This window comes from Actinomycetospora straminea (assembly GCF_028737255.1).
Lineage (GTDB): Bacteria > Actinomycetota > Actinomycetes > Mycobacteriales > Pseudonocardiaceae > Actinomycetospora > Actinomycetospora straminea.
Genome location: NZ_JAQZAN010000019.1, coordinates 124,827 through 146,699, shown reverse-complemented (window position 1 = coordinate 146,699; position 21,873 = coordinate 124,827). Strand labels below are relative to the sequence as shown.

27 protein-coding genes are annotated in these 21,873 nt (G+C 75.8%); 15 read left to right on the top strand and 12 right to left on the bottom strand.

The window, feature by feature from the left end:
* Positions 1-21: 21 nt before the first annotated feature.
* From PH190_RS23465 to PH190_RS23450, 4 genes are all read right to left on the bottom strand, one after another.
* Entirely contained in the window at positions 22-639 is a 618-nt protein-coding gene (locus PH190_RS23465; RefSeq protein ID WP_274233943.1) for a copper resistance CopC family protein, read from the bottom strand.
* On the bottom strand, positions 579-1,223 hold the full coding sequence (locus PH190_RS23460) for a hypothetical protein (protein ID WP_274233942.1): 645 nt from the start codon (positions 1,221-1,223) through the stop codon (positions 579-581). Before PH190_RS23460 ends, PH190_RS23465 begins: the two co-directional genes overlap by 61 nt.
* An 84-nt stretch (positions 1,224-1,307) precedes the next feature.
* A complete protein-coding gene (locus PH190_RS23455; RefSeq protein WP_274233941.1) occupies positions 1,308-2,276 on the bottom strand; it encodes an alpha/beta hydrolase in 969 nt (322 codons plus the stop codon).
* A 23-nt stretch (positions 2,277-2,299) separates the two neighbouring features.
* A complete protein-coding gene (locus PH190_RS23450) occupies positions 2,300-2,716 on the bottom strand; it encodes an organic hydroperoxide resistance protein (RefSeq protein WP_274233940.1) in 417 nt (138 codons plus the stop codon).
* 86 nt (positions 2,717-2,802) lie between these two features.
* On the opposite strand from PH190_RS23450, the gene PH190_RS23445 reads away from it, so the two are divergent.
* From PH190_RS23445 to PH190_RS23430, 4 genes are read left to right on the top strand one after another with little or no spacing between them, the layout of a single operon-like run.
* Complete coding sequence (locus PH190_RS23445; RefSeq protein ID WP_274233939.1) at positions 2,803-3,510, top strand: dienelactone hydrolase family protein; 708 nt, start codon at positions 2,803-2,805, stop codon at positions 3,508-3,510.
* Entirely contained in the window at positions 3,507-4,286 is a 780-nt protein-coding gene (locus tag PH190_RS23440; protein WP_274233938.1) for an HAD-IIA family hydrolase, read from the top strand. The genes PH190_RS23445 and PH190_RS23440 overlap by 4 nt, the downstream gene beginning before the upstream one ends.
* A gap of 17 nt (positions 4,287-4,303) precedes the next feature.
* A complete protein-coding gene (locus PH190_RS23435; protein WP_274233937.1) occupies positions 4,304-4,708 on the top strand; it encodes a ChaB family protein in 405 nt (134 codons plus the stop codon).
* The gene (locus tag PH190_RS23430; protein WP_274233936.1) at positions 4,701-5,396 is read left to right on the top strand and encodes a CPBP family intramembrane glutamic endopeptidase; all 696 of its coding nucleotides are present in this window, start codon (positions 4,701-4,703) and stop codon (positions 5,394-5,396) included. Before PH190_RS23435 ends, PH190_RS23430 begins: the two co-directional genes overlap by 8 nt.
* Here PH190_RS23430 and PH190_RS23425 read toward each other — a convergent pair.
* The 4 genes from PH190_RS23425 to PH190_RS23410 all read right to left on the bottom strand — a co-directional run bounded on the left by PH190_RS23425 (position 5,387) and on the right by PH190_RS23410 (position 7,659).
* A complete protein-coding gene (locus PH190_RS23425; RefSeq protein WP_274233935.1) occupies positions 5,387-5,776 on the bottom strand; it encodes a hypothetical protein in 390 nt (129 codons plus the stop codon). The two genes, PH190_RS23430 and PH190_RS23425, sit on opposite strands and share 10 nt — an antisense overlap.
* A 186-nt stretch (positions 5,777-5,962) precedes the next feature.
* On the bottom strand, positions 5,963-6,292 hold the full coding sequence (locus tag PH190_RS23420) for a hypothetical protein (RefSeq protein WP_274233934.1): 330 nt from the start codon (positions 6,290-6,292) through the stop codon (positions 5,963-5,965).
* 90 nt (positions 6,293-6,382) lie between these two features.
* Positions 6,383-6,799 carry a MerR family transcriptional regulator gene (locus tag PH190_RS23415; protein WP_274233933.1) on the bottom strand — a complete coding sequence of 139 codons (417 nt, stop codon included), beginning with the start codon at positions 6,797-6,799 and terminating at the stop codon, positions 6,383-6,385.
* A gap of 116 nt (positions 6,800-6,915) precedes the next feature.
* On the bottom strand, positions 6,916-7,659 hold the full coding sequence (locus tag PH190_RS23410) for an SDR family oxidoreductase (RefSeq protein WP_274233932.1): 744 nt from the start codon (positions 7,657-7,659) through the stop codon (positions 6,916-6,918).
* Between the two features lie 103 nt (positions 7,660-7,762).
* Here PH190_RS23410 and PH190_RS23405 point away from each other — a divergent pair, with 103 nt between their 5' ends.
* Together PH190_RS23405 and PH190_RS23400 are read left to right on the top strand one after the other, a co-directional pair.
* Positions 7,763-9,151 (top strand): aldehyde dehydrogenase family protein, encoded by a 1,389-nt coding sequence (locus tag PH190_RS23405; RefSeq protein WP_274233931.1) that lies wholly within the window; start codon positions 7,763-7,765, stop codon positions 9,149-9,151.
* A 68-nt stretch (positions 9,152-9,219) separates the two neighbouring features.
* Complete coding sequence (locus PH190_RS23400; protein WP_274233930.1) at positions 9,220-9,843, top strand: hypothetical protein; 624 nt, start codon at positions 9,220-9,222, stop codon at positions 9,841-9,843.
* Between the two features lie 279 nt (positions 9,844-10,122).
* On the opposite strand, the gene PH190_RS23395 is transcribed toward PH190_RS23400, so the two are convergent.
* From PH190_RS23395 to PH190_RS23385, 3 genes are read right to left on the bottom strand one after another with little or no spacing between them, the layout of a single operon-like run.
* The gene (locus tag PH190_RS23395) at positions 10,123-10,569 is read right to left on the bottom strand and encodes a DUF2267 domain-containing protein (protein ID WP_274233929.1); all 447 of its coding nucleotides are present in this window, start codon (positions 10,567-10,569) and stop codon (positions 10,123-10,125) included.
* A 54-nt stretch (positions 10,570-10,623) separates the two neighbouring features.
* Positions 10,624-10,941, bottom strand: a complete 318-nt coding sequence (locus tag PH190_RS23390; RefSeq protein ID WP_274233928.1) for a hypothetical protein — start codon at positions 10,939-10,941, stop codon at positions 10,624-10,626.
* Complete coding sequence (locus tag PH190_RS23385) at positions 10,941-12,035, bottom strand: glycosyltransferase family 9 protein (protein ID WP_274233927.1); 1,095 nt, start codon at positions 12,033-12,035, stop codon at positions 10,941-10,943. Before PH190_RS23385 ends, PH190_RS23390 begins: the two co-directional genes overlap by 1 nt.
* Before the next feature lie 38 nt (positions 12,036-12,073).
* On the opposite strand from PH190_RS23385, the gene PH190_RS23380 reads away from it, so the two are divergent.
* The 4 genes from PH190_RS23380 (at position 12,074) to PH190_RS23365 (ending at position 16,174) form a co-directional block, all read left to right on the top strand.
* Positions 12,074-12,940, top strand: a complete 867-nt coding sequence (locus PH190_RS23380; RefSeq protein WP_274233926.1) for an MBL fold metallo-hydrolase — start codon at positions 12,074-12,076, stop codon at positions 12,938-12,940.
* A 111-nt stretch (positions 12,941-13,051) separates the two neighbouring features.
* Positions 13,052-14,209 carry a glycosyltransferase family 4 protein gene (locus tag PH190_RS23375; protein ID WP_274233925.1) on the top strand — a complete coding sequence of 386 codons (1,158 nt, stop codon included), beginning with the start codon at positions 13,052-13,054 and terminating at the stop codon, positions 14,207-14,209.
* Positions 14,194-15,171 (top strand): glycosyltransferase family 9 protein, encoded by a 978-nt coding sequence (locus PH190_RS23370; protein WP_274233924.1) that lies wholly within the window; start codon positions 14,194-14,196, stop codon positions 15,169-15,171. Before PH190_RS23375 ends, PH190_RS23370 begins: the two co-directional genes overlap by 16 nt.
* 10 nt (positions 15,172-15,181) lie before the next feature.
* Positions 15,182-16,174, top strand: coding sequence for an aldo/keto reductase (locus PH190_RS23365; protein WP_274233923.1), 993 nt, complete (start codon positions 15,182-15,184; stop codon positions 16,172-16,174).
* Between the two features lie 72 nt (positions 16,175-16,246).
* On the opposite strand, the gene PH190_RS23360 is transcribed toward PH190_RS23365, so the two are convergent.
* Positions 16,247-17,647: an ATP-binding protein gene (locus PH190_RS23360; protein ID WP_274233922.1), complete on the bottom strand. Its 1,401-nt coding sequence runs from the start codon at positions 17,645-17,647 to the stop codon at positions 16,247-16,249.
* A gap of 127 nt (positions 17,648-17,774) precedes the next feature.
* Between PH190_RS23360 and PH190_RS23355 the strand changes: the two genes are divergently transcribed.
* The 5 genes from PH190_RS23355 (at position 17,775) to PH190_RS23335 (ending at position 21,870) form a co-directional block, all read left to right on the top strand.
* Positions 17,775-18,428: a GntR family transcriptional regulator gene (locus PH190_RS23355; RefSeq protein ID WP_274233921.1), complete on the top strand. Its 654-nt coding sequence runs from the start codon at positions 17,775-17,777 to the stop codon at positions 18,426-18,428.
* 205 nt (positions 18,429-18,633) lie between these two features.
* Positions 18,634-19,038 (top strand): GlcG/HbpS family heme-binding protein, encoded by a 405-nt coding sequence (locus PH190_RS23350; protein ID WP_274233920.1) that lies wholly within the window; start codon positions 18,634-18,636, stop codon positions 19,036-19,038.
* 50 nt (positions 19,039-19,088) lie between these two features.
* Positions 19,089-19,529 (top strand): diol dehydratase small subunit, encoded by a 441-nt coding sequence (locus PH190_RS23345; RefSeq protein WP_274233919.1) that lies wholly within the window; start codon positions 19,089-19,091, stop codon positions 19,527-19,529.
* 42 nt (positions 19,530-19,571) lie between these two features.
* Positions 19,572-21,278, top strand: a complete 1,707-nt coding sequence (locus PH190_RS23340) for a propanediol/glycerol family dehydratase large subunit (RefSeq protein ID WP_274233918.1) — start codon at positions 19,572-19,574, stop codon at positions 21,276-21,278.
* 1 nt (position 21,279) lies between these two features.
* Positions 21,280-21,870 (top strand): propanediol/glycerol family dehydratase medium subunit, encoded by a 591-nt coding sequence (locus PH190_RS23335; protein ID WP_274233917.1) that lies wholly within the window; start codon positions 21,280-21,282, stop codon positions 21,868-21,870.
* Positions 21,871-21,873: the final 3 nt, after the last annotated feature.

Sequence of the window (21,873 nt, the reverse complement as noted above, 5' to 3'; positions counted from 1 at the left end):
TCCGGATCCCGGGGCCGGGTCTCAGGCGCGCCGGCGCAGCACCAGCGCGACGGCCCCGCCGACGACGACCACCGCGATGACGACGAACACCCAGGCGGGCACACCGCCGCTCGCGTCGTCGGGGCCGGCCGCCGCGGCGGGCGACGGCGGGGCGGCCTCGTGGCCGGCGTGGGGGTCCGACGGGGTGCCCGGCGCGGCCGCCGCGGTGCCCGCCGGAGCCGCCGAGGACGCCGACGGCGTCGTCAGCTCGAAGGCCACCGAGCCGGTCGTCGGGTGGCCGTCGCTCGAGATGATGCGGTAGCCGATCTCGTAGCGGCCGGCCTGCGGCAGCGGTCCCACCGGCACGGTGACGACCTGGCCCTGCGTGGTCGTCGGGCCGGCGTCGTGGCGGGCGCCGTCGGGACCGACGACGGTCAGCGTGGACAGGTTGCCCTGCGGCTCGTCGCTGAAGGTCACCGAGACGCTGGTCGGCGCGGTCGGGAGGGTGGCGCCGTCGGCCGGGTCGCTGCCGGTGACGACGTCGTGGGCGCTCGCGGTGCCGGCGGTGGCGAGCAGCGCGGAGACCGCGAGCAGGCCGGTCAGCAGGGCGGCGAGGACGCCGCGGCGGGGACGGGCGGACGGGGTCCGCGGTGCGGGCATGCAGGGGTCCTTCCGGATCGGGGTGGTGTCGCGGCGCGGTCCGGGACGCGGTGAGGCGTCCGGTCCTCGGGCGGCGACGGCGGTCCCCGACGCGGGTGGTGGGTGACGACGGCGTGGCGCCGGCGAGCCGTGGGCGCCGGCGGGTCCGCCGGCACGCGGGGCGGGTCCGACGGGACCGGCGGACCGGCGAGGCGCCGCGCCCAGGTCGTGACGCGGCGCCGGACGGCGCGCGCGAGGGCGCGGTCGGCGTGCGCGAACCCGAGGGCGACGAGCACCGCGACCGCGACGTGCGCGAGGACCATCCCGCCGTCCGGCGCGGCGTGCACCCCGTGGTGGCCGGCGTGCCCGTCGGTCGGCGTGGCGAGGTGGATCGCGAGCTGCCCGGCGGCGAGCACCGCGGCGAGGCGGCCCGCGCGTCGCGGGCGGAGCAGGGCCGTGACCAGCACGACGGCGAGCGTGACCAGCACGGTGGCCGGGGACACGAGCAGCGTCCCGCCGGCCGAGCCGTGCGCCGCGACCCCGACGACGCCCGCGCAGGCGCCGAGCAGCACGGCGCGCGGCGGCGCGGCGGGGTCGGGGGTCACGGGCCTCCACGGTAGCCCCGCCACCTGAGCCCCGGCCCCGGACCGTACGTGAGCGGGAATCCCGGTCAGGACCGCGAATTCCGCTCACATGGCGCGCAGGAACGCCCCGATCTCCGCGACCGCCTGCAGCGAGGTGCGCGGGGTCAGGCCCCCGGTGGCGACGTAGCCGTGGGCGGCGCCGAGGTAGCGGGTGTGGCGCACCGGGACGTCGGCGGCGTCGAGCGCCTCGGCGTAGCGCTCGCCGTGGTCGCGCAGCGGGTCGTGCTCGGCGGTCTGCACCAGGGCCGGCGGGAGCCCGCGCAGGTCGGCGCGCAGCGGCGAGGCGTAGGGGTGCGTGCCGTCGGCGTCGCCGAGGTAGAGCGCGTGGAAGCCGCGGATGTCGGCGGCGGACAGGATCGGCGCGACCGGGATCGCCCGCTCCGAGGGCAGGACGTCGACCATCTCGACGCCCGGGTAGACGAGCACCTGCGCCGCGATCGCCGGCGCCTCGCGCCCCTCGCGGCGGCGGTCGCGGGCCATGAGGCAGGCGACGGTGGCGAGGTTGCCGCCCGCGCTGTCGCCCATCACCGCGATCCGCGCCGGGTCGATCCCGACGCGCCCCGGGGTGGCGGCGAGCGCCTCGACGGCCTCGTAGGCGTCCTGCGCGGGCACCGGGAAGCGGTGCTCGGGCGCGAGGCGGTAGTCCACCGACACCACGACCGCCGCGGCCGCCCGCGCGACGTGCGCGCAGAACCACTCGGACTGGTCGAGGTCGCCCTGCACGAATCCGCCGCCGTGGAGGTTGACGACGACCGGCGCCGGCGCCTGCGTCGACGGCGGCCGGTAGACGCGCACCGTCAGGCCCGCGGGCACCGACGCGGTCGGCAGCACCGTCTCCTCGACGACGACGTCACGCGGCGGGGTGCCGATCACCGCCCGTCCGAGCGGACCGTGCTGCAGGCGCAGGACGGCCGCCCGGGCGGCGGGGACGTCGGCGGGGTCGAGGTGGGCGAGCGACCCGCCGAGCAGACGGCGGGCCGTGCCCACGACGCGGAGACCGAGGGGGAGGCGCACACCCGGAGGGTGGCCCATCGACCTCAGACCGTCGCGGTGACCTCCACCCCGATGTTGTTGCGGGTGGCCTTGGAGTACGGGCAGAGCTCGTGCGCGCGGGCGACGAGCCGGTCGGCGGTGTCCTGGTCGGTGCCGGGGATCGTCGCGGTGATCCACACCTGGAGCCCGAAGCTCTCGGCGTCCGGGCCGATGCCGACCTTGGCCTCGACGCTGGTGGAGTCCATGTCGACGTCCGACTGCCCGCCCGCGAGCTTGAGCGCCTGGTGGAAGCAGGCGGCGTACCCGGCGGCGAAGAGCTGCTCGGGGTTGGTGCCCCCGCCCGGGCCGCCCATCTCCTTCGGCATCGTCATGTCCTGGTCGATGACGCCGTCCGAGCTGCGGACGTGCCCGTTGCGCGCGTCACCGGACGAGACGGCCTCGGCGGTGTACTTGATGTCCATACGATGGGCGTACCCGCGATGGCCGCGGCGCACCGCTCCTGCGAGGCTCGGCCGTCCAGCAGCGCCGAACCGTCTGGGGTGCCGACGTGCCCGACCTGCACATCCCCGCCTCCGCGGGCAGCCACCAGTCCGCGTTCCTCGCCGAACCGCCGGTGGGCGACGGCCCGTTCCCGGGCGTCGTCGTGCTCCAGGACGCCTTCGGCCTGCGCGGGACGCTGCGCGACCACACCGAGCGCCTGGCCGCGGCGGGCTACCTCGCGGTGGCGCCGGCGCTCTACACCGCGCGAGGCGGCGGCCCGTGGTGCATCGCCGCGACCATGAAGTCGATGACCACCGGCACCGGCCCGGTCTTCGACGACATCGAGGCCGCGCGCACCTGGCTCGCCGGCCGCGAGGACTGCACCGGGCGTGTCGGGGTGATCGGCTTCTGCCAGGGCGGCGGCTTCGCGCTGCTCTCCGCGGCCCGTCACGACTACGCCGCGGCGGCCCCGAACTACGGCCGGGTCCCCGACGACGCCGAGCGCGAGCTCGCCGGCATCTGCCCGGTCGTGGCGAGCTTCGGGGGCAGGGACCCGTCGCTGCGCGGGCACCCCGAACGCCTCGAGCAGGCGCTCACCGCGCTGGGCGTCGAGCACGACGTCAAGACCTACCCGGACGCGAACCACAGCTTCCTCGAGCCGATGCCCGCGCCGCTCGCGGTGCTCGGGCTCGGCCTGCACCGGCCGTCGGCCGAGGACGCCTGGCGGCGCATCCTGCAGTTCTTCGACACGCACCTGCGGAAGGCGCCGGCATGAGCGAGCCGCTCGAGAGCTACCTCATCGACATGGACGGGGTCCTCGTCCACGAGGAGAACGCGCTGCCCGGCGCCGACGAGTTCATCCGGCGCCTGGGCGAGGCGGGCAAGCGCTTCCTCGTGCTGACCAACAACTCGATCTACACCCCGCGCGACCTGCAGGCCCGCCTGCACGCCAGCGGCATCGACATCCCGGCCGGACACCTGTGGACCTCGGCGCTGGCCACCGCGCAGTTCCTCGACGACCAGCGCCCCGGCGGCAGCGCGTTCGTCGTGGGCGAGGCGGGACTGACCACCGCCCTGCACGACGTCGGCTACATCCTCACCGACCGCGACCCCGACTACGTCGTCATCGGCGAGACGCGCACCTACTCGTTCGAGGCGATCACGCGGGCGATCCGGCTCATCGAGGGCGGGGCGCGCTACATCGTCACCAACCCGGACGCGACCGGTCCGTCGCCCGAGGGGACGCTGCCCGCCGCCGGCTCGGTCGCCGCGCTCATCACGCACGCGACGCGGAAGACCCCGTACTTCGTCGGCAAGCCGAACCCGCTGATGATCCGGGCGGGCCTCAACACGATCGGGGCGCACTCCGAGACCACGGCGATGATCGGCGACCGGATGGACACCGACATGGTCGCCGGCATGGAGGCCGGGCTGCACACGATCCTCGTGCTCTCGGGCGTCACCGACCCCACCGAGATGGACCGCTACCCCTACCGGCCGCAGCAGGTCGTGGCGAGCGTGGCGGACCTGGAAGTGGGCGTGCGCGGCTGACCGGGTACTTCGCTGGCATGCCGGAGGACTTCGAGGACCTGCCGTCGACGCTGCAGCGCTCGGACAAGAAAGCCCGCGACACCTACGCCAAGGCGAAGGAGTCGGCGGAGGAGACGTACGGCAAGGGCGAGCGCGCGAGCCGCACGGCCTACGCGGCGCTCAAGCACACCCACGAGAAGGTCGGCGACCACTGGGAGCAGAAGGAGGAGTACGGCCCCTCCGACTCCCGCGCCGAGAGCGGTGGCGCGAACCCCAGCGGCGAGACCGGCGGCGGGGTCGACGCCAACGCCAGCAAGGAGCACCTCTACGAGCGGGCCCAGCAGCTCGATGTCGAGGGTCGCTCGAAGATGGACAAGGACGAGCTGGCCCGCGCCGTGCAGAAGGCCAACGACCGCGAGACCCGCAAGGCCCGGGGTGACTGAGCAGCCGGTCGAGCACGTCGCTCCCGTCGCCCGGCCGACGCTGGGCTGGCTCGAGCTGGTCGTCGGTGCGGTCGCCTACGTGGCGCTGCAGCTGCTGCTGTTCGTCGCGCTCGGGCTGCTGAGCGAGGGCACGCCGCCCCCTCCCGCGCTGGTCGCGGTGTCGGGCGGGTCGGCGCTGCTCGCGGTGGCGATCGCCCTGGCGCTGCGGGTGCGGTCGCCCGCCGCGGTGGGGCTCGTGCGCCCGGTCGCCCGCACGGTCGCGCTCGGCGTGGGCATCGGGCTGCTGGTCTGGCTCGTCTCGCGGGTGCTGATCGTCGTCTACGTCGCGCTCACCGGGGACACCTCCGACCCGCAGGAGGCGCTGACGCTGTTCAGCGGGCCGGTCGCGGCGACGCTGGTCGTGCTGATCGGCGGGCTGGTGGTGCCCCTCGGCGAGGAACTGCTCTTCCGCGGCCTCGCCTACGGCGTGCTGCGCCGGCTCGGGCACGTGCTCGCGGTGGTGCTCTCCGCGGGCGTCTTCGCGCTGGCCCACGGCCTCAACGTCGTGTTCGCGGCCGCGCTCCTGCTGGGCATCGTCAACGCCGTGCTCTACGAGCGCACCGGGTCGATCTGGCCCCCGGCGGCGGCCCACGCGACGTTCAACCTCGTCTCGTTCGCGCTGGTGCTCCTGGTCGGGACTCAGGTGTGAGCGGGCGCCGGTGACGGGCGCGCGTCCGACGCCGGCGAGGGCGCGAACGGCTCGAAGCCGAGGTCGAGGCCGTCGGGGGACCGGCGGACGGTGACGGTCCCGGCGGCGTCCCGCTCGTCGAGCTCGGAGAGCAGGCGGACGAGCCGGGCCGGTGCGCCCGCGGGCTCGTCGGAGGTCTGGGCGAGCGTGCGGTGCGACGCGCCGAGGTTCCACTGGGCCGCGGTGCCGGCGCCCTGCCCCACCGGCAGCACCACGTCGAGCAGCCAGCGCGCCGGCTTGCCCGCGAACGCCGCGGTGCGGTGGGCGAGGACCTCGACGACCTGGTCGGCGCGGACCAGCCCGCCGTCGAGGGTCTCGATCCACACCCGCTGCAGGCCCATGGCGGTTCCTCTCCTGGTGTGGGACACGGGCGTCGAAAGGCCCGGGACCGACGCGGGCGACCCCGTTCTCGTCCGTCGCGGCGTTCGGCCGCTCGTCGGGTCGTCCCGGTCGGCCCCGGGCCGGGACCGGTGGGGATGGAGCGAGAGGGTCGGTGCCCTCCCGGGGGTGTGGTCGGCGCTCGGCGCTCACCTCCTCGTCGGATCGGTGACCGGGGTCGAGCGCCGCGGAGGCGATCGCGGTCCCGGGCCGGTTCGTCGCCGGACCTGCGGGGTCTCACCGACCGCCGGGACCAGGTCGTCCGGTTGCTCGGAGAGCGGACCCGGCCCGGACGGTGGGGGGACGCGGCGGGTGCCGGTCGCGGCCGCGGGCGGCGGCGTGCGCGGGGCGGGCTCCCCCTCTCCCCACGGGCGTTCGGCGAGGACGATGGCCACGAACTCGGCGTCGACGGCGGCCTGGTCGGCGGCCTGGTCGGCGGTGTCGTCCACGACAGGACCCTCGAGCACGTCGACCGTCACGGCGATCACCTCCTCCGGACACCAGGGCTGCGTCACTGCCGGCCAGCGGATATCTGCAACTGTAGGAAGAGGTTTGCGGATGGTCAAGACCTAGGTTTGCTCCGGATCGGCGCCACGTACGGCGTCGCGCTCGTCGCGGGCGCGGTCGCGCTCCCGACGGGCGGTGTCGCGCTGGCCGAGGGCGGTGTCGCGGTCGCGGACGGCCTCGTCGCGTTCGCGGGCCGTGGCCGCGTGCCGGGCGCGCTCGCCGTCGAGGTCGGCGCGCAGGTCGAGGATCTCGGCGGCGCTCACGAGCGTGTGGCCCTGGTCCGACAGGCGGCGCAGCGCGACGACCCGGTCGAGCTGGTGGCGTGAGTAGCGCCGGTGCCCGCCGTCCGACCGCCCGGGGCGCAGCAGGCCCGTGGCGTCGAGGTTGCGCAGGAAGGCCGGCGTCACCCCGAGCAGCTCGGCGGCCTGGCCCATGGAGTAGACGGGGTGGTCGGGGTCGTCGAGGCGGTCGAGAACCACGCACCCCTCCCTCGGCCGTGGCGGGTCCCGGCCCGCGAACCTACCCGGGTGGCTGCGCCAGGTGAGCAGAAAGAAGTGCTGGAGCACTTCTTTCTGCTCACCAGCGCGCAGCGCACCTACGTCTGCTCGGTGGGGCGCACCAGCACCTCGTTGACCGCGGTGCGCGGCGCCCGGGTCACCATGTAGACCACGGCGTCGGCGATGTCGTCGGCGTGCAGCACGCCCAGCGCGGAGGCCTGGCCGGCGTCGGGCTTGTTGGCGTCGCCGGTGGTGGTCAGCTCGGTGTCGACGAGGCCGGGCTCGACCAGCCCGACGCGCACGTGCTGGCCCGCGAGCTCCTGGCGCAGGGCCTCGGAGAAGGCGCCGACCGCGTGCTTGGTGGCCGCGTAGACGTTGCTGCCGGGCCCGGACACCGTGCGCCCGGCGACCGAGCTCACGGTCACCACGTCGGCGATCCCGCGCGGGCCCTGCGCCGCCTGCGCGAGGTGGCCGAGTGCGGCGTGGGTCGTCGACAGCACCCCGTGCAGGTTGACGTCGACCATCTTCTGCCACTCGCCGAGGTCGGCGTCGCGCGCGAGGTCCATCGAGCCGTAGCCGGCGTTGTTGACCAGCACGTCGACGCGCCCGTGCCGCGACGCCACCTCGTCGACCGCGGCGCGCACGGCGTCCGCGTCGGCGACGTCGACCTCGTGCACGCTGGCGCCGTCGATCTCGCCGGCGAGGTCCTCGAGCTTGTCGCGCCGCCGGGCGAACAGCGCCACGGCGGCGCCCTCGGCCGCCAGCGCGCGGGCGGTCGCGTTGCCGATGCCGCTCGAGGCGCCGGTCACGATCGCGGTGGTCCCGTCCAGTCGTCCCGTCACGCCGCCGGGCATCCCCGGTGCCGCCGACGGGCCAACGCGGGGGTGACGAGCGGCCGCTCACGAGCAGGCGTACGCCGAGGGCCCTCGTGGAACCCCGGGCCCCGTGAGCACCGCGATCGACACCGACATCCAGGTCCACGACCCGGCGACGGGCGAGCTCGTGGGGCGCGTGCGCCCCGCGGACCCCGACGAGGTCGACGCCGCGGTCGTCCGGGCCCGCGCCGCGCGCGACGGGTGGGCGCGCACCCCCGCCACCGAGCGCGCCGGGTGCGTCCGCGACGCCGCCCAGGCGCTGCGCGCGGTCGCCGAGGAGCTCGCGCGGCTCAACGAGACCGAGACCGGCCGGCCCTACGACGACGGGCTCGGCGGGGTGCTCGCGGCCGCGGGCACGCTCGAGCAGTACGCCGAGCTCGGGCCGGTGCACCGCGGCCGGTCGCTGCTCGGGTCGTGGTCGGCGACCGACCTCATGGTCCCCGAGCCGCGCGGCGTCGCGGCCGTCCTCACGCCGTGGAACGACCCGGTGGCCGTCGCCGGCGGGCTCATCGGGGCCGCGCTCGTCACCGGCAACACCGTCGTGCACAAGCCCAGCGAGCGCTGCCCGCACCTCGGGCGCCGCTTCGCCGAGCTCGTCGCCTCGTTCCTGCCCGACGGCGTCCTCGAGATCGTCGACGGCGCGGGCCCCACCGGAGCCGCCCTCGCCGGGCACGCCGACGTCGACGTCGTCGCGCACGTCGGGTCGATCGCCGCGGGCCAGGCCATCCGCCAGGCCGCCGCCGGCACCGGCGCCCACGTGCTGCTCGAGAACGGCGGCAACGATCCGCTCGTCATCGACGCCGACGTCGACCCGCGCTGGGCCGCCGAGCAGGCCGCGCTGGGCTCGTACGCCAACGGCGGCCAGGTGTGCGTGTCCGTCGAGCGCATCTACTGCGCCGCCGAGGTCGCCGAGCCGTTCCTCGACGCGCTCGCCGAGGAGGCCGCGCGCTGGGTGTACCGCCCCGCGTCGACCGGGGAGAAGGCGCTCGGCCCGCTGGTCGACCGCCGCCACCGCGAGCACGTGCACGGCCACGTCGCGGCCGCGATCGCCGACGGCGCGACCGTCCACGCCGGCGGGTACCTGCCCGACGGCGACGGGGCGTTCTACCCCGCCACCGTGCTCTCCGGGCTCACGCCGGCGATGACGATCCTGCGCGAGGAGACCTTCGGCCCCGTCGCGCCGGTGCGCGTCGTCGAGGACTTCGCGCAGGGCCTCGCCGAGGCGATCGACGACCCGCACGGCCTCGCCGCCACCGTGCTCACCGGCAGCATCGCGCACGCCCAGCAGGCGTGGCGGGAGCTGCCCGTCGGCACGGTCAAGATCAATTCGGTGTTCGGCGGGGCGCCGGGCGGGGCGGCCCAGCCCCGCGGGACGTCGGGCACCGGCTTCGGCTACGGCCCGGAGCTCCTCGACGAGATGACCACCACGAAGGTGGTGCACTGGTCCCCGTTGCCGTAACGGGTTTCTGACGGAGGGTGCTGACGATCTCCGCGTGACCCCCGGACGGGTGGTGTCGTTACCCCGAGGTGACCAACGAGGACGACGCCATCACGGTCGCCGGACCGACGTCGGCCCTGCGGGCCCAGCCGCGGGGCCGGCAATGGCCGGGGCTGGTCGCGCGGTCGGCGCTGGGCGTCTCGACCGTGGTGGCCGGCGTCCTCGGGGCCGGCGTCGCGACCGGGGTGACGCCGATGGTGGCGGCGGTCCCCGGCGGGTCGGCGACGCTCGGGGTGCCGCCCGCCCCGCTCGTGCCCGCGCTCGGCCCGCCGCCGGTCACGACGGCCTCGGCCTCGGCCACGACGACGATCACCACGCGCACGACCTCGCGCACCCCGCGGCGCACCGCGGTCGCGGAGACGACCACCCGACGCACCCCGGCCCGCGTGGCCCCGCCGCCGGTCGTCGTGGTCCCCGAGCCGGCCCCGGCCGATCCGCCCGCGGGCGGCGGGGGCGGCGGCTCCGGCTCCGGCGCTGGTAGCGGTGGCGGCTCCGGCGGCGGTGGCACCGGCGGGGGCTCGGGTGGCGGCGCCGGCGGCGGTTCGGGTGGCGGAGGCGGCGGCCAGGGTGGCGGCGGAACCGACGGTGGGGGCGGAGCCGGTGGCGGCGATCAGGGCGACCAGCAGCCGCGGGTGTCGACCGGCGCCGGCTGAGCGCCGACCCCGCCGACCCCCACCCCGCCGACGTCGACCCCGACCCCGCTGGCCCGACCGTGCTGCTCCCGACCGGCTGACGGCCGGCCGCTGACAGCCGACCCCGCCGACTCGGCGCCTCGACCTCGGTGGCGGAACCCGCGCTGACCGCGGATCTCGTCACCGAGGACCGCGCCGCCCCACCAGCAGGCCCGGCCCGCCGCCGCCCCGGACGCAGCGAACGACGCCCTCGCTGCCCGGGAGGCAGCGAGGGCGTCGTTCGCTCGGTGATGGCGCCGCTCAGCGCATGAGGGCCACCAGGTCGCCGGGGAGCTGCTCGAGGGTGCGGTCGACCTGGTCCTCGGGCAGCCACTCGCGCAGCAGCCGCAGGACCTGCTCGACCTGGCGCTCGACCTCGTCGGCGTCGACGGACGTCACGTGCCCGCTCACGGCGTCGACGAACGACTCCTTGCTCACCGAGCGGGCCGCGTCGTCCTTCGGGCGCTGCGCGCGCAGCTCGGCGGACAGCTCGGGCGGCAGGCTGATCGTCAGCTCCTGCGCGAGGCCGCTGGAGACCGACTTGCCGAGCTCGTTGAGCGTGCTGCGCACGAGGATCTCGGCCTCCGACGGCTGCTCCAGCCCCAGGCGCCGCTGCACCTGCCCGCTGAACGCGGCGAGCGTCTGGCTGGAGTTCGCCGGGTTCGGGTCGTTGGGGTTCTCGTCGCCCTGGATCGGCGGTGTCGTCATCGGTCCCATCGCTCCTTCGGGTTCGGGAGGCCGTGCGGTTCCGGGGGCACCCACTCACTCCGGGGGTGCAAACCCCTCGTCGGCGGCCTGTCGCAGGCCGTCGGTCCAGCGGTCGCGGCGGGCGTCCTCGTCCTGCTCCCACCAGGCCGGACCCCGCTCGCCGAGCGCGGTCTTCGCGGCGTGCACGCGCGAGCGCGCCGCCGCCTCGCCGCCGGTGTCGCCCGCCCGCTTCGCCGTCCCGACGTCGCGGCGCGCCGCCATCAGCCAGCGGCGCAGCACCGCGGCGTCGTCGGCGGGGATGAGCGGGTCGGTCGCCCGCCACTTCCGCCCGTCGACGACGACGTGGTGCCCGTCGTCGGTGTGCTCGACCACTAGCCGGCCACCGACACCGCCACCGACCGCAGCCGGCGGGCCGCGGCGAGCACCTCGGCGGGCGTGACCGCGAGGCACTCCTGGTCGAACGGGCACACGAGCTGGCGGCACGGCGCGCACGCCACCGGGCGGGTGAGCACCTCGGCGCGGGTGGAGCGGGGCCGGTACTGGTCGACGGTATCGGTGCCGGCGAAGAGCTCGACCACCGGCGCGCGGACGGCGTCGGCGAGGTGCACGCCGCCGGAGTTGTTGGCGACGACGACCTCGGCGCCGGCGAGCAGCGACGCGAGGTCGCCGAGCCCCAGCCCGCCCGCGATCGGCACGCCCACCTCGCCGGCGACCGCCGCCACCAGCTCCGCCTCGCGGTCGGTGCCGCTGACCACCACCGTCAGCCCGTCCTCGGCGAGCCCCTGCACGACCGCGGCGAACCGCTCGGCGGGCCAGCGCCGCGACGGGCAGCTCGCCCCGGGCGCGACGACGGCGTAGCGGGCGCCGACGACGGCCAGCGGCGTGGCGGCGTCGTCCGGGATCCGCACGGCGAGCTCCACGCCCCGCGACGGGACGCCCACCGCGGCGAGCAGCCCGAGCATGCGGTCGACCTGGTGCTCGGCGTCCGGCGGCGCCGGCACCCAGTGCGTGAGCAGGCCCCCGCCGAACTCCTTCGACATCCCGACGCGCACCGGCACCCCCGCGCGTCGTAGCACCTCCGCGGCGGGCCACGGCGACTGCGAGAACGACGTCAGCACGACGGCGGTGTCGTAGCCGCGGGCGGCGAGGTCGTCGACGAGGGCGGCGTCGGGGTCGTCACCCGCCACGACGTCGAGCTGCTGCCACGACACCGACGCGGTGACGACGCCGTCGACCTCGGGCAGCAGGGCCGCGGCCGCCGCGCCGGCGGGGGAGGCGAGCAGGTCGAGGGTCGCCGCCGGGGCCGCGGCCCGCAGGGCGCGGAACACGGGCCCGGTCATGAGGACGTCGCCGACGTTGTCGGGGCGTACGACGAGGACGCGGCGCGCGGCGGCCCAGTCGGGGTCGGCCTGGCCGGGGCGGTGCGCGGCGGGGTGGCGCAGGTCGGCGGTGGCGGGGTCGGGCACGGCGGCGAGTACCCGCCGGTCCTGGCAGGCTCACCTGGGTGTCCTGGTTCCGCACCCGGCCGGTGACGAGGGACGTGTGGCTCGTCGCCGAGCCGGGCCACGTCAACTCGTGGCTGGTGGCGGGGCGGGACCGCGCGGTGCTCGTCGACTCGGGGCTCGGGATCGCGCCGATCCGTCCGGTCGTCGCGGCGCTCACCGACCGGCCCGTCGACGTCGTCCACACCCACGCCCACGTCGACCACGTCGGCGGCGACGCGGAGTTCGACCGCGTCGCGATCCACCCCGCCGGCGTGGCCGAGCTCCGGGCCGGCGTCGACCCGGCCGAGCGCCGCCGCTACCTCGCGTACGCCCGGCGCCTGCTCGCGGCCGCGCCCCCGTACCGCGCCCTGGACCGCGACTTCTTCCACCTGCTCTCCGCGGACGCCGACCCGCGCCCGCTCCCGCCCGACGTCGACACCGCCTGGGACCCGCGGCCCGCCCCCGAGCCCGACCTGCTGCACGACGGCGACGTCGTCGACCTCGGCGGGCGCACCCTGCGGGTCCTGCACACGCCCGGGCACACGCCGGACTCCGTGTGCTTCCTCGACGAGCACGCCGGCCTGCTCTTCGCCGGCGACACCGTCAACACCGGCCCGATCTACGCGCAGGCCCCGGAGTCCGACCTCGCCGCGTTCGCCGCCTCGACCGCCCGGCTGGCCGCGCTCGCCGACGACGTGCACCTCGTGCTCATGTGTCACTTCGGCCGCGGGGTCGCCGAGGGCGCCTACCTGCGCGAGGTCGCCGACGCGTTCGCCGCCCTGCAGGCGGGCGAGGCGGTCCTGCGCCCGGCGCGCGACTGCGACGACGACCCGGTGCGCGAGGCGGTCTTCGACGCCTGCTCGATCTACACGGCTGCCGACGGCTGAGCGCCGCTCCCGGCGTCGCGCTCACCGAGCAGGACCGACCGGCGGACCCGTCCTGGCCGGTCGGAGCAGCGATCGGGTTCTGGTGAGGGGTGGATCGGGTACCGGCGCCGGGTGACTGGACTCCGCGTGGCGCTGGTGCACGGGCGCGCCGACCCCGCCCACGACGGCGTCGCCGACTACACCGTGCACCTGGCCGACGCGCTCGACCGCCAGGGCGTCGACGTCGTCGACGTGCCCGTCGACCCCGGCCCGCGAGGCCTGGTCCGGGCCGCCCGCTACCTGCGCTCGAGCCGCGCCGACGTGGCGCACGTGCAGTTCGCGCCGTCGGCGTTCGGCTTCTCCGGCGCACCGGGCCTGCTCGGCGACCTCGGCGGCGTCCCGCTGGTGACGACGCTGCACGAGTACGGCTGGTGGTCGTGCGTGCCGCGGGTGCCCGACGCGCTGTGGGGGTTCCTCGAACGCCGCGGTTGGGCCGACCGCGAGACCGGCCGGCTCGTGCCGCGCAGCTCCGCGGTGCTGACGACCAACGGCGACCACGCCGCGGCCCTGCGCGCCCGGTGCGGCGTCGAGGCGCGCCGCGCGCCGCTGCTGCCCAACGTCGAGGTCGACCCGGCGGCGCCGGACCGGGCCACCACCCGCCGCGCGCTGGGCGTGCCGCCCGACGCCGAGCTGGTCGTGTTCTTCGGGTTCGTGCACCCGGTCAAGGGCCTGCGCTACCTCGTCGACGCCGTCGCCCGCCTCGCCGCCGAGCACCCCCGCCTGCACCTCCTCGTGCTCGGCGGCTTCACCTCGCTCGCGCTGCCCGAGGACGAGGCCGCGGCGTTCCGCGAGGAGCTCACCGCGCACATCGCCGGCGCCGGCGCGGGCGACCGCGTCACGATCACCGGGCACCGCCCCGCGGGCGAGGTGTCCGCGGCGCTGCAGGCCGCCGACCTCGCCGCGTTCCCCTTCACCGCCGGCGCGACGCTGAAGAGCGGGGCCCTGCTCGCGGCGCTCGACCACGGCCTGCCGACGCTGGTCACCCGCCGCGGCGACGCCCCCGCCGACCCCGACCTCGTCGACGGCGAGACGGTGGTCGTGGCCCCCGAGGTCCGCGACGTCGACGTGCTCGTCACCGCGCTGCGCCGCCTGCTCGACGACGGCGACCTGCGCGGACGCGTCGCCGCCGGTGGCCACGCCCTGGTGCGCGGGCACGACTGGGACGCCCTCGCCGCCCTGCACGTGGCGACCTACCGGGAGGTGCTCGACCCCCCGTGCGCATCCTCCTGATCGACCTGCTCGGCGGGCTCGGCGACCTGATCATGGTGCTGCCGAGCGTGCACGCGCTGGCCGAGGCGCACCCCGGCGCCGAGCTGACCGTGCTCACGCACGCCGCCGGCGCGCCGCTCCTCGCCCGCGACCCCGCCGTCACCGCCGTGCGCACCGCCGAGAAGCACGACGAGCGGGCGGCGGTGGAGCAGGCGCTCGCCGACCTCGCCCCCGACCTCACGGTCACCACCACCCGCTTCGACGGCATCGGCGACCTCGTCGACGACGACGCCGCGGCGCGGGGCACGCGGGCGGTGTCGAACCTGTGGCGCCGGCCGCCGACCGACGAGCTGGTGGGCGAGCGCTACCAGCGGATCCTCGCCGCCGAGGGCCTCATCGCCGACCGCGTCCGCCCCCCGCGCGTCGTCCTCGACCCCGCCGAGGTGGCGGCGGCCGTGTCAGCCTGGCGTCCACGCTGGCACCCAACGTCAGGAAAGCCCCCCGCTCGCGAGCACGACACGCCGACCGTCCTCGTCCCCGACGCCGGCATGGCGGTCAAGCGCTGGCCCGCGCACCGGTGGGCGGCGCTGGCCGCGTCGCTGCCGGGTCCGGTGTTCTCGATCGGCCCGGTCGACGGCGCCGAGGAGCTCCCGCCCACCGACCTGCGGGGCCTGGCCGCCCGGTTCGCGGCGCTGGCCGCGGCGGGCGGGGTCGTCGTCGGCCCCGACACCGGCCCGGTGCGCCTGGCCGCCGCGGTCGGCGCGCGCACGATCGCCCTCTTCGGCCCCACGGCCGCGTCGCGCTACGGCCTCGAGGAGGGCACCAACCTGCAGGGCCTGCCCGACTGCCCGCACCGCATGCCGACCGCCATCACCGAGCAGGTGTGCTGGTGGGACGCCCGCTGCCCGCTCGCGACCGAGCCCGCGTGTCTGCTCGATCTCCCCGTGGCCCGCGTCCGGGAGCAGGTCCTCGCGAGCGGGTAGAAACGGGGTCATGCGCTACCTCGACCTCCCCACGGCCAAGAAGTGGTCCGCGATCGGCCTGGGCACCTGGCAGTTCGGGTCCCGCGAGTGGGGGTACGGCAGCGACTACGCGCAGGGCCCCGACAGCGAGGCGTCGCGGATCGTCGCCCGCGCCCTCGAGCTCGGCGTCACCGTCTTCGACACCGCCGAGGCCTACGGCTTCGGCCGCAGCGAGCGCATCCTCGGCGAGGCCCTCGACCGCGCCGACGCCGACCCCGCGACCACCGTCGTCGCCACCAAGATCTTCCCGGTACTGCCGGTCGACCAGGTCGTCGTCCAGCGCGGGACGTCGAGCGCCGCGCGCCTGCGGCGGAAGATCGACCTCTACCAGGTCCACCAGCCCAATCCCGTCATCGGCGACGGCACGACCATGGCCGGCATGCGCACGCTGCAGGCCGCGGGCGTGGTGGACGAGGTCGGCGTCAGCAACTACGGCCTCGACCGCTGGCAGGGCGCCGAGACCGCGCTCGGCACGCAGGTGATCTCCAACCAGGTGCAGTACAGCCTCGTCGCCCGCGAGCCCGACCGCGACCTGCTGCCCTACGCCCGCACCGCCGGCCGCGCGGTCCTCGCCTACAGCCCGCTGGCCCAGGGCCTGCTCTCGGGCAAGTTCGACGAGACGCACCGCCCGGCCAACCGCGTCCGCTCGCTCAACCCGCTCTTCCTGCCCGAGAGCCTGCGCCGGGCGACGCCGCTGGTGGAGACGCTGCGTGCGGTCGCCGACGCGCACGACGCGACGCCCTCGCAGGTCGCGCTGGCGTGGACGATCCACCACCCCGTCGTCGTCGCCATCCCCGGCGCGTCGAGCGTCGCGCAGCTGGAGAGCAACTGCGCGGCCGCCGAGATCACGCTCGCCGACGACGAGTACACCGCGCTGACCGCGGCCGCCGAGTCGTTCCGGCCGGTCTCGGGGCTCTCGGCGCTGGCCGGGATCGCCCGCGCGCAGATCGGGGTCGGGCGCTAGCGAGCGGCGTGCGAACGCGGAGTTCGCGCGCGTAGAAGCAGCGAACAGCGCGTTCGCTGCACAGCCCCCCGCTCAGCCCAGCTGCGCCAGCATCGTCCGGTTGCGCGTGCCGGTCTTGCGCAGCAGCGAGCCCACGTGCTTCTCGACGGTCTTGGCCGAGATCGCGAGGGCGCGGCCGATCTGGCGGTCGGTGAGCCCGCGGGCCACGAGCCCGCGGACCTCCCGCTCGCGCGGGGTGATCGCGTGCGTGCCGCGGGCCGGGGCGGCGAGGCGTTCGAGCTGGTCGTCGGCCAGCAGCGTCTCGCCCCGCCCGGCGGCGGCGACGACGGCGACGAGCCGGTCGGCGTCCGGGTCGACGCAGCCCTTCACGCCGGCGCCGACGGCGACCCGCAGGCGCTCGTCGGGGCAGTCGTCGGCGAGGAGCACCACCGCCGGCGGGTCGGGCTGGGCGGCGAGGCGCTCGAGCATGCCGACGAGGTCGTCCCCGAGCAGGTCGTGCTCGACGACCAGGACGTCGGGGCCGAGCAGCCGGCAGGCCGCGGCGAGGTCGTCGGCGCCGGAGACCTCCGAGACCATGCCGAGGTCCGGCGCCCCGAGCTGCAGCATCCGCACGACGCCCGCCCGCACCACCGGGCGGACCGCGGCGACGAGGACGCCGGTCCGGGTCCGCCCGGGGACGGGCGGGGGAGCGGACGTGCAGGGCAGCGTCAGGCGCAGGCGGGTGCCGCGCCCGGGCGCGCTGTCGATCTCGAGCTCGCCGTCGAGGCGCCGAGCGCGGGCGGCCACGGCGCGCAGCCCGAGGCGTGCGCCGGCCGTCGCGACCGGCAGCGGTGCGCTCGCGGCGGTGTCGAAGCCGCGGCCGTCGTCCTCGACGAGCACGGTGAGCGTGCCGGGGCCGTGCACCACGCCGACCCGCACGCACGCGGCGTCGGCGTGGACCGCGGCGTTGAGCAGCGCCTCCTGGGTCATGCGGAACACCTCGTCGCCGAGGCCCTCGGGGATGCTGGCGGCGCCGACGGTGACGAGGTCGGCGCGCGTGCACGCGTGCGCCTCGACCCAGTCGAGCTCCTGGCGCACGGCATGCTCGAGGGTGCGGCCGGCGAGCACGCCGGTGTCGGCGAGGGCCAGCGCTGCGTAGTCGGCGAAGAGCTCGGCGAGGTGGACGTCGGCGTCGGAGACGCCCGAGCCGGCCGCGTGTCCCGCCGACGCCACGCAGGCCCCGACGATGCGCGGGCCCCGGCGAACGGGGACGGCCAGGACGGGCCCGTCGACGACCGGCTCGCCCGTCGTCAGCATCCGCGCGATCGCCTCGCCCGGCACCGAGCCGTCGCCGACGGCGATCGCCCAGGAACGGGCGGCCTCGTCGACGCGGACGACCCAGCCGGTGCCGCCGGTGAGCGTGCCCAGGTGGTCGGCGATCCGTCGCAGCAGCGGCTCGGGCTCACCGTGCCGGGGCCCCGCCGGAGGCGTCACCGGGAACCCAGGCCTCGGTGCCGCTGCGACCACGGGCTGTCCTCCTCGACGTGGACACGTGATGCATACAAGATGCACCGATGTGGTGAGAGTAGGGTCACGCCGACTCGACGGCAAGGGCGGTGCGGTGACGGGGAACGGGGGGCTGTCGGCGAAGGAACGCGCCTACCGTGACACGAAGGCCCGCATCCTGGACGGGTCGTTGCCCGGCGGTGACCTGATCACCGAGGGGCAGGTCGCGGACACGCTCGCCATGAGCCGGACCCCGGTCCGCGAGGCGTTCCTCCGGCTGGAGGCCGAGGGGCTGCTCCGGCTGTTCCCCAAGCGCGGCGCACTCGTCGTCGCCGTCTCCCCCAGTGAGGTGGAGGCCGTGCTCGAGGCCCGCGAGCTCGTCGAGGGCCACGCCCTCACCAAGCTCTGCGCCGCGCCCGAGGACGACCGCGCCGCGGTGGCCGCCGCCCTGCACGTGGTGCTCGACGTCCAGCGCGAGGCCCTGTCCCGCGAGGACGAGCAGGCCTTCGCCGAGGCCGACCGGCGCTTCCACATCACGATCGTGGAGAGCGGGCGCAACCCGATCCTGCTCGAGCTCTACGCCTCGCTGCGCGACCGCCAGCTGCGCATGAACCTCGGCTCCCTCGAGCGCGGGCCCTCGCGACCCCGGGCGATCCTCGCCCAGCACGAGGCGATCGTCGCCGCCCTCACCGCGGGCGACGCGGACGAGGCGCTCGTCCGGCTGCGGGTGCACCTCGACGCCACCCGCGTCGCCGTCCTGGGCCGCTGACCGGCCGGCCGACTGGGCCGACCGGCCTGGGGGACATCCCCCAGGGGGCCAGGTGGGGACAGTCCCCGTGGTCCGCGGGTCGCCGGGCTCCCTAGCGTCCAGCCTCGCCGGGCCGAGGCCCGACCGCCCCGCCCGACCGGCGACACCCCCGACCGGTCGGGCGCGGGGCGTCCGCCCACCCGCCCCACTGCGCGGAGGTTCCCGCATGCCCGGACTGACCCTCGCCGAGGCCCGTCGGATGCTCGACGCCGGGCTCGCCGAGGCCGACGCGATCGGCCAGCCGATGAACGTCGCGATCGTCGACGCCGGCGGCCACCTGGTGGCGTTCGCCCGTCAGGACGGCGCCATCCGCGCCAGCATCGACATCTCCCAGCGCAAGGCGGCGACCGCGATCCTCATGGAGGCCCCGACGGCGGCCCTGATGGATCTGGTCCAGCCGGGCGCCGAGCTCTACGGGCTCGAGCAGACCGCCGGCGGCATGGTCGTCTTCGGCGGCGGCGTCCCCGTGTACCGCGACGGCGACCTGGTGGGCGCCGTCGGCGTCAGCGCCGGCTCGGCCGAGCAGGACGTCCGTGTCGCCGAGGCCGCCGTCGCGGCGCTCAAGGCCTGACAGAGCACGACCCCCAGCCCGACCGACACCGAGCGGATGGTGAGCGACCCGTGACCCAGAACGGCGACCGGCATCTCGACCCCGCGGTCGACTACCCCCTGAGCAGCCGCCGGCCCGACCTGCTGCACACCCCGACCGGCAAGCACATCGAGGACCTGACCCTGGACGCGGTCGTTGCGGGCGACCTCAGCCCGCTGGACCTGCGCATCTCGCCCGACACGCTGCTCATGCAGGCCGAGATCGCCGACGGCGTCGGTCGGTGGCAGCTCGCGGAGAACTTCCGCAGGGCTGCCGAGATGACCGCGATCCCCGACGAGCGTGTCCTCGCGATGTACAACGCCCTGCGACCCAACGCCTCCAGCGGGCAGGAGCTGGCCGACCTGGCCGACGAGCTCGAGCGTGAGTACTCGGCGGGGCGCACCGCGGCCTTCGTCCGCGAGGCCGCCGATGTCTACGGGCGACGCAACCTGCTGGCCGCCGCCGACGACTGACCCGCGGACGACACCGTCGCCCGCGACCCGAGAGAGGCCGTCATGACCAGTACAGATCGCCCGGCACAGAACCGGCACTCGACGCGCACCGAGATCCTCGACGCCCGACCGGTCCAGCTCGACGGCTTCGTCGAGGAGTGGCCCGAGGTCGGCATGATCGCGATGGAGAGCCCCTACGACCCGGAGCCGAGCATCCGGGTCGAGGACGGCGTCATCGTCGAGATGGACGGCCGCGAGCGCGCCGACTTCGACTTCCTCGACCAGTTCATCGCCGACCACGCGATCGACGTCTCCGCCGCCGAGGAGGCCATGGCCCTCGACGCGCAGGAGATCGCCGCGCGGGTCGTCGACCCCCGCGTGCCGCGGCAGGACATCCTCCACATCACCCGCGGCCTGACCCCGGCCAAGCTGCTCGACGTCGTCGAGAGCATGAACGTCGTCGAGATCATGATGGCGATGCAGAAGATGCGCGCCCGGCGAACCCCTGCCAACCAGGCGCACTCGACCAGCGCCCGGGACAACCCGGTCCAGGTCGCCGCCGACGCCGCGGAGGCGGCGCTGCGCGGATTCGCCGAGCTGGAGACCACCCTCGGCGTCGTGCGGTACGCGCCGCTGGTGGCCATCGCGCTGCAGATCGGCGGGCAGACCGGGCGCGGCGGCGTCATCACCCAGTGCGCGCTCGAGGAGGCGACCGAGCTCGAGCTCGGGATGCGGGGCATCACCGCCTACGCCGAGACGATCTCGGTGTACGGCACCGAGTCGGTGTTCGTCGACGGCGACGACACGCCCTGGTCGAAGGCGTTCCTCGCGTCCGCGTACGCCTCGCGCGGGATCAAGATGCGCTTCACCTCGGGCACCGGCGCCGAGGTGCAGATGGGCAACGCCGAGGGCAAGTCCATGCTGTACCTGGAGATCCGCTGCATCCAGGTGGCCAAGGGCGCGGGTGTGCAGGGCCTGCAGAACGGCTCCATCAGCTGCATCGGCGTGCCCGGGGCCGTGCCGTCCGGCATCCGCGCGGTGGCCGCCGAGAACCTCGTGGCCAGCATGCTCGACCTGGAGTGCGCGTCGGGCAACGACCAGTCGTTCTCGCACTCGCCCATGCGGCGCACGGCACGCACCATGCCCCAGCTGCTGCCCGGGACCGACTTCGTCGTGTCCGGCTACTCCGGCGTCCCCAACGCCGACAACATGTTCGCGGGCTCCAACTGGGACCCGGAGGACTACGACGACTGGAACACCATCCAGCGCGACCTCAAGGTCGACGGCGGGCTGCGCCACGTCGCCGAGAAGGAGGTCCTGGCGGTGCGGGGCAAGGCGATCCGCGCCCTGCAGGCCGTCTTCGCCGGCCTCGACCTGCCGCCGATCACCGACGAGGAGGTCGACGCCGGCATCTACGCCCACGGCAGCGAGGAGCTCCCGGAGCGCGACGTGCTCGAGGACCTCAAGGCGGCCAAGAGCGTGATGGACCGCGGCATCACCGGGCTGGACCTGGTGGCCGCCCTGGAGAAGGGCGGGTTCCGCGACGTCGCCGAGAACCTGCTGGGCGTGCTGCGCCAGCGCGTCTCCGGCGACCTGTTGCAGACCTCGGCAATCCTCGATGGCGACTTCTCCGTGCGGTCGGCGATCAACGACGCCAACGACTACGCGGGTCCCGGCACCGGCTACCGCCCCTCGGGCGAGCGCTGGGAGGAGATGAAGCGGCTGCGCCACGTGCTGTCCGCCAGCAACCCCGAGCAGGAGGTCGAGTGACGTGACCAGCACCGAGACCGATCGGCCGGAGCGCACCGCCGAGATCACGGAGAAGGGGCCGGCCGGACGCGGTGAGCGCGAGGACGAGGTCGTTCTGGGGATCTCGCCCGCCTTCTGCTCCTTCTTCACCAAGACCATCTCGAACATCCCGCTCGCCGAGGTGCTGCGCGAGGTGATGGCCGGCGTCGAGGAGCAGGGCGTCTCGCTGCGCATCGTGCGCGTGAAGGACTCCAGCGACCTGGCCAAGATCGCCCACCGGGCGGCGCGCCTGTCCGGGTCGGGGATCGGGGTGGGGATTCTGTCCCGCGGGACCTCGATGATCCACCAGAAGGACCTCGCCAAGCTCAGCAACCTCGAGCTGTTCCCGCAGGCCCCGCTGCTGACGCCGGAGACCTTCCGCGCCATCGGGAGCAACGCCGCGCAGTACGCCAAGGGGGAGTCGCCCGCACCGGTTCCGGTCCAGAACGACTTCATGGCCCGCCCGCGCTACCAGGCCAAGGCGGCCCTGCTGCACCTCAAGGAGACCGAGATGATCGAGCCGGACGGGGGCATCGTCGAGGTCGACGTGTCGATCCGACGCGCCGGGAGCTGACCG